9 protein-coding genes are annotated in these 13,858 nt (G+C 72.8%); all 9 read left to right on the plus strand.

What is annotated here, in order from left to right; translation table 11 throughout:
- The first annotated feature begins 103 nt into the window (after positions 1-103).
- A complete protein-coding gene (locus KVF89_RS26735) occupies positions 104-1,765 on the plus strand; it encodes an amidohydrolase (protein ID WP_257430175.1) in 1,662 nt (553 codons plus the stop codon).
- Positions 1,765-2,949, plus strand: a complete 1,185-nt coding sequence (locus tag KVF89_RS26740) for an aminotransferase class V-fold PLP-dependent enzyme (protein ID WP_257430176.1) — start codon at positions 1,765-1,767, stop codon at positions 2,947-2,949. The genes KVF89_RS26735 and KVF89_RS26740 overlap by 1 nt, the downstream gene beginning before the upstream one ends.
- Positions 2,946-3,590 carry an FMN-binding negative transcriptional regulator gene (locus tag KVF89_RS26745; RefSeq protein WP_257430177.1) on the plus strand — a complete coding sequence of 215 codons (645 nt, stop codon included), beginning with the start codon at positions 2,946-2,948 and terminating at the stop codon, positions 3,588-3,590. The genes KVF89_RS26740 and KVF89_RS26745 overlap by 4 nt, the downstream gene beginning before the upstream one ends.
- Entirely contained in the window at positions 3,587-5,911 is a 2,325-nt protein-coding gene (locus tag KVF89_RS26750; RefSeq protein WP_257430178.1) for a thiamine pyrophosphate-binding protein, read from the plus strand. The genes KVF89_RS26745 and KVF89_RS26750 overlap by 4 nt, the downstream gene beginning before the upstream one ends.
- Before the next feature lie 78 nt (positions 5,912-5,989).
- On the plus strand, positions 5,990-7,453 hold the full coding sequence (locus tag KVF89_RS26755) for an FAD-dependent monooxygenase (protein WP_257430179.1): 1,464 nt from the start codon (positions 5,990-5,992) through the stop codon (positions 7,451-7,453).
- A complete protein-coding gene (locus KVF89_RS26760) occupies positions 7,450-9,519 on the plus strand; it encodes an acetate--CoA ligase family protein (RefSeq protein ID WP_257430180.1) in 2,070 nt (689 codons plus the stop codon). The genes KVF89_RS26755 and KVF89_RS26760 overlap by 4 nt, the downstream gene beginning before the upstream one ends.
- Positions 9,516-11,177: a (2,3-dihydroxybenzoyl)adenylate synthase gene (locus KVF89_RS26765; protein WP_257430181.1), complete on the plus strand. Its 1,662-nt coding sequence runs from the start codon at positions 9,516-9,518 to the stop codon at positions 11,175-11,177. Before KVF89_RS26760 ends, KVF89_RS26765 begins: the two co-directional genes overlap by 4 nt.
- A 298-nt stretch (positions 11,178-11,475) precedes the next feature.
- The gene (locus KVF89_RS26770; protein WP_257430182.1) at positions 11,476-12,738 is read left to right on the plus strand and encodes a flavin-containing monooxygenase; all 1,263 of its coding nucleotides are present in this window, start codon (positions 11,476-11,478) and stop codon (positions 12,736-12,738) included.
- 141 nt (positions 12,739-12,879) lie between these two features.
- Positions 12,880-13,812, plus strand: a complete 933-nt coding sequence (locus KVF89_RS26775; protein WP_257430183.1) for a LysR family transcriptional regulator — start codon at positions 12,880-12,882, stop codon at positions 13,810-13,812.
- Positions 13,813-13,858 lie beyond the last annotated feature (46 nt).

Genomic DNA, 13,858 nt, shown 5'->3' on the forward strand with positions numbered 1-13,858 from the left:
TTGCGGCGGCGTCCGGCATACCCGGGCATCCCCTTGCATCGATTTCCCAGATCCAGACAACACGAAAGCCCTGCTGGGCAGATGAAAACAGGTGAGTGAAGAGATGACCGACACGGCAGACGTCCTGTTCGTCAACGGCGCGGTGGGCGGTCCGGCGGACCCCCAGCCGCCGGGCACTGCGGTCGCGGTCCAGGGGGAGCGGATCCTCGCGGTCGGCCCCGAGGACCGGGTCCGCGAGCTGCGCGGGAGCCGCACGGAGGTCGTCGACCTCCGGGGCGCCACGCTGCTGCCAGGCTTCCAGGACGCCCACGTGCACCCGATCGCCGCCGGCGTCGAGTACGCCGTGCGCTGCAACCTGCGCGACAGCACATCGGTCAGCGGCTACGAGGACAGCACTGTGGCCGGCTACCAGGACCTCGTCCGCGCATACGCCGACCGGCACCCCTACCGCCCGTGGATCCTCGGCGGCGGCTGGTCGCTCGACGTGTTCCCAGGAGGCGTCGCGACCGCCGCGATGCTCGACGCCGTCGTCCCCGACCGGCCCGTCTACCTCCCCGCCCGCGACGGGCACAGCGCCTGGGTCAACAGCCGGGCGCTGGAGCTGGCCGGCGTCACCGCCGCCACCCCCGACCCGTACGACGGCCGCATCGAGCGCGATGCCGACGGCAACCCGAGCGGCCTGCTCAGCGACGGCGCGATGGAGCTGGTGCGCCGGCTGGTCCCGCTCATCACCGAGGACGAGCTCGACGAGGGCCTGCGCTACGCCCAGGACCACCTGCAGTCGCTGGGCATCACGGCCTGGCAGGACGCCCAGGTCCTCATCGCGCCCGGCGCCGACGGCCAGAGCACGCTGGAGGCCTACCGGCGCGCGGTCGAGAACGGCACGCTGACCACCCGCGTGATCGGCGGTCTGTGGTGGGACCGCAGCCGCGGCATCGAGCAGGTCGCCGACATCGTCGCGGCCCGCGACGCCTACTGGTCGCCGCTGTTCCAGCCGCGGGTCGTCAAGATCATGCTCGACGGGATGATCGAGTTCATGACGGCCTCGATGCTGAAGCCGTACTGCGGGCACCCGACCGTGCGGCCCGACTCGTTCATCTCGCCCGACCTGATGCGGGAGATCGGGATCGCGCTCGGTCGTGAGGGCTTCTCGCTGCACATCCACGCCGTCGGCGACCTGGCGGTGCGCGACGCGCTCGACGCGATCGCCGCGACCCAGAGCGCCGATGGCAACCGCGGCTACCGGCACCAGGTGGCCCACCTCGACATCGTCGAGCCCGCCGACATCGCCCGCTTCGGCGAGATCGGAGCGCTCGCCAACGTGCAGATGGTCTGGGCCTGCCACGAGCCGCAGCTCGACGAGCAGAAGGCGCCGCTCCTCGGTGACGAGCGGTTCGCCTGGAGCTTCCCGTTCGGCGACCTCGTCAACGCCGGCGCCCGGCTCGCGGCCGGCAGCGACTGGCCGGTCAGCAGCGCCAACCCGATGGACGCGATCCACGTCGCGGTCAACCGGACCCACCCGGGCCTCGGGGGACCGGCCTTCCTGCCGGAGCAGGCGATCAGCCTCGCGGAGGCCGTCACGTCGTACACGTCGGGGAGTGCGTGGGCCAACCACCTCGACGACACCGGCAAGATCCGGACCGGCTACCTGGCCGACCTGGTCACCCTCGACCGCGACCTGACGACGGTCCGGCACGAGGAGCTGTCCGCGGTGCAGGTGACGAGCACCTACGTCGGCGGCTCCCGCGTCTACGAGGCGAGCTGATGGCGCCGGTGACCACCGCTGGCCGGCGCGAGGTCGTCGCGCAGCAGTTCCCGATCACGCACGACCGCTCGTACTTCGACGTCGCCACCTACGGACCGATGCCGGTCGCCGGCATCGAGGCGCAGACCGCGTTCCTGAAGGAGGTCGCGTCGGGCGGCCACGGTCCGGGCGTCGGGCACTGGTGGACCGGTGTCGACCTGATGCGCGCCAAGGTCGGCGGGCTGATCAACGCCCGCCCGGGCGACATCTGCTTCCTCAAGAGCACCAGCGAGGGGCTGGGCCTCCCGGTCCTCGGCCTGGACTGGGCGCCCGGCGACGAGGTGATCACCTACGACTACGAGTTCCTCAGCGTGGTCGAGCCGTTGCGCGGGCTGCGCGACCAGGGCGTGAACGTCCGGTTCGTCGAGGACCGCGGCCGCCTCCGGTACGACGTCGAGGACGTCGCCGCGCTGATCGGCCCGCGCACCCGGGCGATCTTCCTGAGCCTGGTCAACTTCAGCACCGGCTTCCGCGCGCCGATCGAGGAGATCTCCCGGCTGTGCCGCGAGCGTGGCATCTGGCTGGTCGTGGACGCCGTCCAGGCGATCGGCGTCCTGCAGGTCGACGTCGAGGCGCTCGGGGCGGACCTGGTGTCGGCGCACGGCTACAAGGCGCTGTGCGCCGGCTACGGGATCTCGCTGTGCTACGTCTCCCCGCGGCTCCAGGAGGCGCTGACCGTCCCGGTCCCGGGGTGGAAGTCGATCGAGGACGTCATGGAGCTCAAGGACCTCACCCGCGGCCCGGACGACGTCCTGCGGCTCGCCCACGGCGCCCGCAGGTTCGAGTCCGGCGTGCCCAACCTCGGGGGGATGTACGCGATGGGCGCCAGCATCGACCTCTTCACCGACCTCGGGATCGCGGCGATCGAGGAGCACGTGCTGGCGGTGAGCGCCCGCGTCGCCGCGACGGTGGCGGAGCACGGCTACCGCGTGGCCAGCTCGACCACCGAGGGCGAGCGCTCCGGCATCGTGGCCTTCGAGTGCCCCGGCGACGACCCGGCGCGCGTCGTCGCCGCCCTGGCCGACGCGCGCGTGCACGCCGCCGTGCGCGAGGGCCGGGTCCGGTGCGCGGCCCACGTCCTCGTCGACGACGCGGACGTCGCGCGCCTCGACGACGCCCTGACCCGGATGGAGCGTGCGGCATGAGGCACAACCCTGTCTACGCGCTCACCGATCGGGCTGCCGTGCGGCAGCTCGTCGCGGAGCATCCGTTCGTGACGATCGTCAGCGCGACCTCGCGCGGGCTCGTCGCCTCGCACTACCCGGTCATCCTCGACGGGAGTGCGGCCGGAGGCGACGAGGAGATCGTGCTGCTCGGCCACGTCGGCCGGCCCGACGAGGAGCTGCACGAGCTCGGCGAGCACGAGGTGCTCGTCGTCGTCCACGGGGCGCAGGGCTACGTCTCGCCGAGCTGGTACGACCGCTCGGAGCCGGAGGTGCCGACCTGGAACTTCACGGTCGCCCACCTGCACGGCCGTCCGGAGATCCTCAGCGCCGAGGAGAACTACGCCGTGCTCGGCCGCTTCGTCGACCACTTCGAGGCCGGTCTCGCCCACCCGCGGCCGCTGGAGGGCACGCCCGAGGACGCCGCGCTCGCGCGCGAGATCCACCGCGGCACCGTCGGCTTCCGGATCCGGGTGACCCGGGTCGAGGCCAAGCGCAAGCTCAGCCAGGACAAGCCCGACGCGACCGTCGCGAACGTCATCGACGAGCTGGGCGCCGGCGGGCGCCACACCAACCCGTCGCTCGCCGCGGACATGCGCGCCCACGTCCAGGAGCAGCGATGACCGCGCTGGCGCACGGCGCGCGGGAGGTCGCCGCGCTGCGGGACATCGCCGACCGGGTGCGCTGGGTCGCCACCTCGATCGTCGACGCGGCCAACCGCGGCCGGCCCAACGAGTCGGGCGTCAAGGTCGGCGGCCACCAGGCGTCGAGCGCGTCGATGGTCGAGATCATGGTGTCGCTGTGGTTCTCCGAGCTGACCGCGCTCGACCGGGTCTCGGTCAAGCCACACGCCTCACCGGTGCTGCACGCGATCAACTACCTGCTCGGGGACCTCGACGCGGCGTACCTGACGACGCTGCGGGACAAGGGCGGCCTGCAGTCGTACCCCAGCCGGATCAAGGACCCGGGCACCGTCGACTTCTCGACCGGCTCGGTCGGCATCGGCGCGACGGCGGCGCTGTGGGCCGCGATGGCGCACCGCTATGCGCGCTCGCACTTCGCGACGACGCCCGCGGCGGGCCGGTTCGTCAGCCTGCTGGGTGACGCCGAGCTCGACGAGGGCGCGATCTGGGAGGCCGTGGCCGACCCGGCGGTGGCCGGGCTCGGCGAGCTGCTGTGGATCGTCGACCTCAACCGGCAGTCGCTGGACCGGGTCGTGCCCGACGTCCAGATCGACCGGCTGACGGGCATGTTCGCGGCGGCCGGATGGCAGGTGGTCGCCCTCAAGTGGGGGCGGGCGATCACCGAGCTCTTCGCACGGCCCGGGGGCGCCGAGCTGCGCCGGCGCCTGGAGGACATGCCCAACGAGGAGTACCAGCGGCTGCTGCGGGCCGACGCGAGCGAGACCGCCGACCGGATCGCCGGCCCGCAGGGGAGCGCCGAGCTGCGGGCGCTGCTCGCGTCGTTGTCGAGCGCCGATCTCGCCGCGGCGGTGCGCGACCTCGGGGGGCACGACATCGGGCTGCTGCTCGACACCTACCGGAACCTCGACCCGACCCGGCCGACGGTGGTCTTCGCCTACACGGTCAAGGGCCGCGGCCTGCCGACCGAGGGGCATCCCAACAACCACTCGGCGCTGCTCACGGGCGACCAGATGCTCGAGCTGGCCCGGGCCTGCGGTGCCGACCTGGACGACCCGTGGGCGCCGCTGCCCGTGGACTCGGCGGCCGCGCGGGTCTGCGCGGAGCGCCGGGACGTCATGGCCCGCCCGCCGGTGCCACGGCGCCGGTCGGACGCCGTACCGGTCCGGTTGGGGCGTGCGCACCGGGCGCCGATCTCGACGCAGGCCGCGCTCGGCCGGTTCCTGGGGGACCTCGCCCGGTCGGTGCCGCACATCGCCGAGCGGGTCGTCACGTGCAGCCCGGACGTCGCGTCGTCGACCAACCTCGGCGGCTGGATCAACAAGACCGGCGTGTGGTCGGTCGAGGACCGGCCGGACTGGTTCGCCGACGACGCCGAGCGGGTGCTCAAGTGGTCGGAGGTGACCCACGGCCAGCACATCGAGCTCGGCATCGCCGAGGTCAACCTGGTCTGCCTGCTCGGCGAGCTCGGCGCGACCTGGTCGCGCTGGGGGGAGCGGCTGATCCCGATCGCCACGCTCTACGACCCGTTCGTGCCGCGTGCGCTGGAGCCCTGGTCCTACGGCATCTACGCCGGCGGGCAGTCGATCATCGTCGGCACGCCCTCCGGCGTGACGCTGGCGCCCGAGGGCGGCGCCCACCAGTCGATCACCACCCCGTCGATCGGGCTGGAGCAGCCGGGGTGCATCGCATGGGAGCCGGCCTTCGCGCAGGACCTGGAGTGGTGCCTGCTCGCCGCGATGGACAAGGTCGGCGTCGAGGGCGGTACGTCGTCGTACTTCCGGCTGTCGACGCGGCCGATCGACCAGGCGCTCGCCGCGGTTCCCGAGGACGCGCTGCTGGTCGAGCGGCGCCGCAAGCAGGCCGTCGCCGGCGGCTACCGGCTCACCGACCACGAGCCGGGCACCGAGCAGGTCACGCTGGTCGGCGTCGGCGCGATCATGCCCGAGGTGCTCGCCGCCGCGGACGTCCTGGCGACCCAGGGCGTGCGGGCCGGCGTGGTCTGCCTGACCAGCCCCGACCTGGTGTTCCGCTCGTTCCACCAGCGCGGCCGGGTCGGCTCCGCGTCGGGAGACGACATCGCCGGTGCGCTGTTCCCGCCCGCGTCGGCGGCGCCCCTCGTGACGGTGCTCGACGGGCACCCGCACACGCTGTCCTTCCTGGCCGGCCTGCGGGGCGACCCGATCCGGTGCCTCGGGGTGTCGGACTTCGGTCAGTCCAGCAACCTCGCGGACGCCTATGCCCTGCACGGCATCGACCCGGGCTCGATCGTCAACGCCGCGCTCACGCTGGTCGGGCGATGAGACGGGGTTATGAAACAATCGGTTGACGTCCGTGATAGAACTGTTGGATGATTTGAGCACGCGAACCGAGGAGATCTGATGGCACTGCGCGTCGCCGTGATCGGCGGGGGCCCCGGCGGGCTCTTCCTGGCCAGCCAGCTGATGGCGGCCGACAAGGGTGCCGAGGTGACCGTCCTCGAACGGCACCAGCCCGACGACGCCTTCGGGTTCGGTGTCGTCTTCTCGGATGCGACGCTCGGCGCGATCTTCGAGGCCGACCCGGTCGTCCGGCAGGCGCTGGCCGACCACGGCCACCACTGGGACCCGGTCGAGGTCTGGCTCAAGGGTGAGCGCCGCTCGTTCGCGGGCAACGGCATGGCCGCGGTCCACCGCAAGAAGCTGCTGTCGGTGCTCCACGAGCGGGCCCGGGCGGCCGGCGTCGACCTGCGCTTCGGCGAGGACGTCGACGCGGAGCGCCTCGCCCGCCTCCGCGACGAGTACGACGTCGTGGTCGGCGCCGACGGCGCCAACTCCCTCGTCCGCGGGCTCCTCGGCGAGCAGGTCCTCGGGCACCACGTGGCCGAGGCGAGCGCCAAGTTCATCTGGTTCGGCACCCGGCACCTGTTCGACGGCCTCACCTTCGTCCACCAGCAGTCGGCGCACGGCAACTTCGCCGCCCACGCCTACCCGATCAGCGAGGACGTCAGCACCTTCATCGTCGAGACCGACGAGGCCTCGTGGCGCGCGGCCGGGCTCGACGAGTTCGACGTCACCCAGCCGGCCGGGCCGTCCGACGAGAAGACCCGTCGCTACCTGACCGACCTCTTCGAGGCCGACCTCGCCGGGGCCGAGATCCTCGCCAACAACTCCCGGTGGACCTCGTTCCGCACCCGCTCCACCGAGCGCTGGTACGACGGCAACGTCGTCCTGCTCGGCGACGCCGTGCACACCGCCCACTTCTCGGTGGGCTCGGGCACCAAGATGGCGATGGAGGACGGCATCGCGCTGGCCCGCGCGCTGGCGGCCGGCCATCCCGACCTCACGACGGCCTTCGCGGCGTACCAGGCCGAGCGGCAGCCGGACGTAGCCCGGATCCAGTCCGCGGCCCGGGGCGGGCTCGGCTGGTGGGAGCGCTTCGGCGAGTACTACGACGCCTTCGAGCCGACCCGGTTCGGCTTCCACTTCTTCTCGCGCTCGATCAACATCGACCGGATCGAGCGGCGCGATCCCGTGCTGGTCAAGGAGGTCCGCGACGCCTGGGTGGCCGCACACGGCAGCCCAGCCCTGGAGACGCCGCTCGTCTGCGGCTCGATGCGCACCTCCGGCCGGGTCCTCGGCTGGGACGGCACGGACCTGTACGACGGCGCCGTCCGGCTGCCGGGGGCCGCGGCGGTGGTCGTCGTCGTGGACGGCACCGACGGCTACGACAAGGTCTTCCGCAGCGAGGCGCTGCGCCTGCGCACCGGTACGCCGACGGTCGTCGTCCTCCGCGAGGGCGACCGGCTCGACGCCGAGACGCTGGTCCTGTCCGGTCGCGCCGACGCCGTGGCGGAGGTCCGATGAGCGCGCCCGGCTCGCTGGCGGCGCTGCTCGACCCGCGCGCCATCGCGGTGGTGGGCGCCTCGGACAAGCCGAACAAGCTCGGCCAGGCGATGATGCAGTCGCTCCGCGGCTACGCCGGCGCGGTCGTCGGCATCAACCCGGCGGGCAGCCGGGACATGTTCCCCGACCTCGCCGCCGCCCTCCGGGTCCACCCGGCCCTGGACCTCGCGGTCCTGTGCGTGCCGGCGCCCGCCGTCCCCGGCGCGCTGCGGGAGTGCGGTGCCTCGGGCGTCGCGGCCGCGGTGGTCTGCGCGGGAGGCTTCGCCGAGATCGGCGCGGCCGGGCAGGCCGTGCACGACGACCTGGTGGCCGCTGTCGCCGAGACCGGCGTGCGGCTGCTCGGGCCCAACACCTCGGGCTTCTTCCGGCCCGGCGCGCGGTTGTTCGCGAGCTTCGTGCCCGGGGTCGGCGAGCTCGGCTCGGGCTCGGTCGGCATCGTCGCGGCCAGCGGCGGCGTCAACCACGCGCTCGCCTTCCAGCTCGACCGGATCGGCGCCGGCGTGAGCACGGGCGTCGGTCTGGGAGCCGCGATCGACGTGACCGCGGTCGACGTCCTGCACCACCTGGCCGACGACCCCCAGACCCGCGCGGTGGCGCTGCACCTCGAGTCCGTCCCCGACGGGCCCGGCCTCCTCGCTGCCGTACGACGGGTGGTCGAGGTCAAGCCCGTCGTCGCGCTGGTCGTGGGCCAGAACGACATCAGCGAGTTCGCCCAGTCCCACACGGGATCGCTGGCGACGGCCTGGAGCACCACGCGCGCGCTGTTGCGCGAGGCCGGCGCGGTCGTGGTGGACTCGGAGATCGAGCTCGTCAACGCCGCCTCGGCGCTGACGGCCGTCCGGGCCGCGCCGCGGCCAAGGGCAGGGGTCGGCCTGGTGACCGGCCAGGCCGGACCGGGGCTGATCATCGCCGACGAGCTGAGCACCCGCGGGGTCGACGTGCCGCGCGTCGCGCCGGCGACCAAGCAGCGGCTCACCGAGCTGCTGCCGCCACTGACCTTCCTGGACAACCCCGTCGACACCGGCCGTCCTGGCCCGACCTTCGCCGACGTGCTCGCCACGGTGGGCGGGGACGAGAACGTCGACGTGCTGGGTGTTTACTCGATCGTCGAGCCGGTGGTCTCGCTGCCCGACGCCCTGGCCACGGCGGCGCTGACGATCCCGGTCGTGGTGGCCGTCGACGGGCACGGGCGCGCCGTCGAGGACGTGCGCACGGCCGCCGCCGGACAGGTGCCCGTGCTGGTCGGGCCGACCGCGCTGGCGCAGGGCCTGCACGCGATCACCGTCGACGCGCACGCTCGCAGCATGCGGAGTGCCGCGCCGGCGCAGACCGCCGGGCCACGCCTCCACGACGCCGCCGCGTGGGCGGGGAGCGCGTGGTCGGAGGCGCGGGCCAAGGACCTGCTCGACGCGCTCGGCGTACGGACGCCGCGGCGCGCGGTCTGCACCGACCTGGCCGAGGCGCGGGCGGCGCTCGAGAAGCTCGGTCCCTCGGTCGCGGTCAAGGTCCTCGACCCGGCGGTGCTCCACAAGTCGGACATCGGCGGTGTCCACCTCGGCGTGGCGAGCGACGCCGACCTCGGTACGGCGATCGCCGCGCTCGAGCGGATCGGCGCGCCCGCGTTCCTGGTCGAGGAGATGGCACCCGACGGCGTCGACCTGCTCCTGGGCGTCCGGATCGACCCGGTGTTCGGCCCGATCGCCGTCCTCGGTGTCGGCGGCATCGCGACCGAGCTGTGGGACGACACCGCGATCTGCTCCCTCCCGGCGCCGCCCCACGTGGTGCGCGCGCTCCCGGGACAGCTGCGTGCCGAGCCCCTGGTCGACGGTTACCGCGGCGGACCCGCACTCGACCGCGACGAGCTGGTGCGGGTGGTCGGCGCCCTCGCCGAGGCGTTGCTCTCGGATGCCGGGATCCAGGAGATCGAGATCAACCCCCTGCGCGTCGGTAGCGACGGGCTGGTGGCGCTGGACGCGGTGGTCGTCGCAGCGCGAGCCGAGCAGCGAGCAGAGGAGAAGGTGGAATGAGTGTGCACGCCGAGCCGATCGCCGCGACGTCGCAGGGCGTGGTGCCGTGGCCCGAGGACGTCGCCGAGCGCTACCGCGCCGAGGGACTGTGGGCCGGCCTGCACCTCTTCGAGATCTTCGCGCGGGCCGCGGCCGAGCGGCCCGACGCCGTCGCCCTGGTCGACGGCGACGTCCGGCTGACCTATGCCGAGGTGCTCGCCCGCGCCGATGCCGGCGCCCGCCGGCTCCGCGATGCCGGCCTCGCGGCCGACGACCGGATCATCGTCCAGCTCCCGAACACCTGGCAGTTCGTCGTCCTCACGCTCGCCTGCCTGCGCGCGGGCATCGTCCCGGTCTTCGCGCTGCCCGCCCACCGGGCGCTCGAGCTGACCTCCCTCGCGCAGGTCGCCCAGGCCCGCGCCCTCGTCGTCCCGAGCGTGCTGCGGGGGTTCGACCACCGCGAGCTCGCAGACACCGTCCGCGCCGACGTGCCGAGCCTCGTCGTCACGCTCGTGCTCGGCGACGCGCGCAGCACGGACCTCGACGTGGACGCCGTCGTCGCCCCCGGTCCTGAGCGGCTGGCCGAGCCGCCGGCACCGTCGGGCGCGGTCGCGCTGTTCCTGTTGTCGGGCGGCACCACCGGGCTGCCGAAGCTCATCGCCCGCACCCACGACGACTACGCCTACAACGCCCGTCAGTGCGGCGTGATCACCGGTCTCGACGCGTCGACGGTCTACCTGGTCACGTTGCCGGCCGGGCACAACTTCCCGCTCGCCTGCCCGGGCATCCTCGGCACCCTCTTCGTGGGCGGCCGGGTCGTGATGCTGGCGAGCCCGGAGCCTTCGCGGGCGCTGGAGGTCATCGCCGCCGAGGGCGTCACCGTGACCGCAGCGGTGCCCGCCGTCGCCCAGCGCTGGGTCGACCACGCCGCCGAGCACGGCCTCACCGCCGCGCCGCTGCAGGTGCTTCAGGTCGGCGGCTCGCGGATGCCCGACGAGGCGGCCCGCAAGGTCACCGCCGTGCTCGGCTGCACGCTGCAGCAGGTCTTCGGCATGGCTGAGGGACTGATCAACATGACCCGCCTCGACGATCCGGTCGAGGTGATCACCGGCACCCAGGGCCGGCCGATCTCCGCGGCCGACGAGATCCGGGTCGTCGACGAGGAAGGGGCCGATGTGCCCGCCGGTGAGAAGGGGCTCATCCTCACGCGGGGGCCCTACACGCCGCGCGGCTACTACCGGAGCCCCGAGGCGAACGCGCGTGCGTTCGTCGACGGCTGGTACGGCTCCGGCGACGTCGTCGAGCTCCGCGCCGACGGCAACCTCGTCGTCCACGGCCGGGCCCACGACCTGATCAACCGCGGGGGCGAGAAGATCTCGGCCGAGGAGGTCGAGAGCCTCGCCTACCGCGTCGCCGACGTCGAGCTGGCCGCGGCGGTGGCGATGCCGGACCCGCTCCTCGGTCAGCGGCTGTGCCTCTATGTCCAGGTCCGGCCCGGTGCGACGGTGGTGTTGGACGACGTCCGCGCCGCCATGACCGCTGCCGGTATCGCCGCCTTCAAGCTTCCTGAGCGCCTCGTCGTCATCGATGAGATCCCGACCACCAAGGTCGGCAAGACCGACAAGCGCGCCCTGCGCGACGACATCGCCCGCAGGCTGTCCCTGGAGGAGCCCGCCTGACTGGGGCCGAGCTCCTGCCCCCGCCCAGTGGTGCCGGCGACCTCGTCCCGGTCGCCCGCGACGGCGAACACCAGCGCGGACAGCATGCCGGAACACGTGCTGGTGCGGATCGGACCTGAAGCCGTCTGCCGTTGCGGAGTCCTCCGTGGCCCCGCACGTCCGAGTGCATCGAAAAAGTAGATCTAAATCGCCAAAAACATCTGTTGGACAGGCGCATCTCCTGTTGCCGAAGATCCCCAGTGTGCGAGCGTCGCGCAGCGGAGAGTGGCCTGCTCAACGGCAGGCAGTGGAGGCAGAGATGGTGGATGAAGCGGTTGAGGTCGTGGTGGTCGGGGCGGGCCAGGCCGGCATCGCGATGAGCGAGCACCTGGGACGGCACGGCGTATCCCATGTCGTGCTGGAGAGGCACGGGATCGCCGAGCGCTGGCGACGCGAGCGATGGGACTCCCTGGTCGCGAACGGGCCGTCCTGGCACGACCGCTTCCCCGGCCTCTCCTTCGCCGAGGTGGCCGACCTCGACGGGGCTGCCTTCGCGACGAAGGACCAGGTCGCCGACTACTTCGCCGCGTACGCCCGCAAGATCGAGGCGCCGGTCCGGACCGGCGTCGAGGTCACCTCGGTTCGCAGGAACGCGCGGCGCGCAGGCTTCCGCGTCGAGACGTCGCAGGGATCGATCGACGCCCGGTTCGTGGTCGCGGCGACGGGGCCGTTCCAGGTGCCTGTCATGCCCCGGGTCGTGCCCGACGACGCGGTCGCCCTGCAGCTCCACTCGAGCTCGTACCGCAACCCGTCGCAGCTGCCCGAGGGCGCGGTACTGGTCGTCGGAGCGGGATCGTCCGGTGCCCAGATCGCCGATGAGCTGCGCCGAGCCGGTCGGACGGTCTACCTGTCCGTCGGACCGCACGACCGTCCGCCCCGCTCCTACCGGGACCGCGACTTCTGCTGGTGGCTGGGCGTGTTGGGGCAGTGGGATCTCGCGGCGCCGACGGCTGGAGCCGAGCACGTGACGATCGCCGTGAGCGGGGCCCGGGCGGGTCACACGGTGGACTTCCGCGACCTGGAAGCGAACGGGGTGCACCTGGTGGGGCGCACGACCGCGTTCGAGGAGGGCAGGCTCCGCTTCGCGGACGACCTCGGGAAGAGCATCGCCGCTGGTGACGCGTCCTATCTCGCACTGCTCGAGGCTGCTGACGCCTACGTCGACCGCAATGGGATCGATCTCCCTGAGGAGGCCCGAGCGTGGGTCCTGGGGCCCTACCCCAGCGCCGTCGTGGACCCACTGCTCGAGCTCGACCTCGACGAGCAGGGCGTCGCCTCGATCGTCTGGGCGACCGGCTTTCGGACCGACTACGGCTGGCTCCAGGTGGACGCGTTCGATGCTGCCGGCGAGCCGGCCCATCACCGCGGGGTCTCGACGGAGCCCGGCGTCTACTTCGTCGGACTGCCCTGGCTGTCTCGGCGGGCCTCGAGCTTCATCTGGGGTGTGTGGCACGACGCCCGCTACATCGCGGATCAGATCGCCATCCAGCGTGGCTATCTCGCACACGGATCACCCCAGTAGCGCGTCACTGGCCTGGCTCAGGCGAGCGCCCCCAGTGCAAGTGCATCGGCCCGGGCGATCCCAAAGCCCCACGGCATCGGCACTGCCGATGGCCAACTAGGCTTCGTGCATCCCATGACCGCGGCGAGGCGGAGGATCGACATGGCGGGGACCTACACGCTGAGGCAGCTCGAGTACTTCGTCGCGGTCGCCGAGGCGGGCAGTGTGACCGCGGCGGCGCAGCAGATCCATCTCTCGCAGTCGGCGCTCTCGACGGCGCTGGCCGAGCTCGAGCGCGCCCTCGACGTCCAGCTCCTGCTGCGCCACCACGCCCGCGGCGTCTCGCTGACGCCCGCGGGGGAGCAGCTGCTCACCGGGAGCCGCCGCCTCCTGCGGGAGGCGGCCGAGCTCGCCGACGAGGCCCGCGGACTGGGCAAGGACGTGACAGGCACCTTCCACCTCGCCTGCTTCGGCGTCCTGGCGCCGTACGTCCTGCCCGAGGTGCTCGCCGCCGTCGCGGCCCGGCTGCCGATGCTCGAGGTGACCACGAGCGAGGTCGACCTGGCCGAGCTCGTCGAGGGGATCGGCAACGGCCGGTTCGAGCTGGCGATCGGCTACGACCTCACGTCCGACCCGCGCCTGGAGACCACGCGCCTGTACTCCCTGCGCCCCTACGTCCTCCTGCCGCGCACCCACCGGCTCGCCGGCCGGAAGCGGATCAAGCTGGCGGACCTGGCCGACGATCCTCTGGCGCTGCTGGACCTGCCCTACAGCCGGGAGTACTTCGCCGGCCTGTTCCAGGCCGTCGGGCTGCACCCCACGATCCGCTATCGATCGACCAGCACCGAGACCTGCCGCGCCCTGGTCGCCCGTGGCCTCGCGTACACGGTCCTCAACGCGCGCCCGCGCGACGACGGCAGTCTCGACCACCAGGCGGTGGTTCCGGTGGCGATCTCCCATGAGGCGGCGTCGCTCGACGTGGTGCTGATCAAGGCCGCCGGAGTGCGCCCCACCCGGCGCATGTCGGCCGTGCGCGAGATCGTCGACGACCTGGTTGCCACTGGATCGATTGCATCGATGTTCGGCGACAATTAGATCTGTTCGACAGTGGGTCGTGCCCTCCCTACGCTTCTGGACAGCG

The sequence above is a fragment of the Nocardioides carbamazepini genome (assembly GCF_024614185.1).
Lineage (GTDB): Bacteria > Actinomycetota > Actinomycetes > Propionibacteriales > Nocardioidaceae > Nocardioides > Nocardioides carbamazepini.

What these genes read in the sequence shown, in the direction of transcription:
- KVF89_RS26735 (WP_257430175.1), top strand. Translation starts at nt 104, where the DNA reads ATGACCGACACGGCAGACGTCCTGTTCGTCAACGGCGCGGTGGGCGGT.
- KVF89_RS26740 (WP_257430176.1), top strand. Translation starts at nt 1,765, where the DNA reads ATGGCGCCGGTGACCACCGCTGGCCGGCGCGAGGTCGTCGCGCAGCAG.
- KVF89_RS26745 (WP_257430177.1), top strand. Translation starts at nt 2,946, where the DNA reads ATGAGGCACAACCCTGTCTACGCGCTCACCGATCGGGCTGCCGTGCGG.
- KVF89_RS26750 (WP_257430178.1), top strand. Translation starts at nt 3,587, where the DNA reads ATGACCGCGCTGGCGCACGGCGCGCGGGAGGTCGCCGCGCTGCGGGAC.
- KVF89_RS26755 (WP_257430179.1), top strand. Translation starts at nt 5,990, where the DNA reads ATGGCACTGCGCGTCGCCGTGATCGGCGGGGGCCCCGGCGGGCTCTTC.
- KVF89_RS26760 (WP_257430180.1), top strand. Translation starts at nt 7,450, where the DNA reads ATGAGCGCGCCCGGCTCGCTGGCGGCGCTGCTCGACCCGCGCGCCATC.
- KVF89_RS26765 (WP_257430181.1), top strand. Translation starts at nt 9,516, where the DNA reads ATGAGTGTGCACGCCGAGCCGATCGCCGCGACGTCGCAGGGCGTGGTG.
- KVF89_RS26770 (WP_257430182.1), top strand. Translation starts at nt 11,476, where the DNA reads ATGGTGGATGAAGCGGTTGAGGTCGTGGTGGTCGGGGCGGGCCAGGCC.
- KVF89_RS26775 (WP_257430183.1), top strand. Translation starts at nt 12,880, where the DNA reads ATGGCGGGGACCTACACGCTGAGGCAGCTCGAGTACTTCGTCGCGGTC.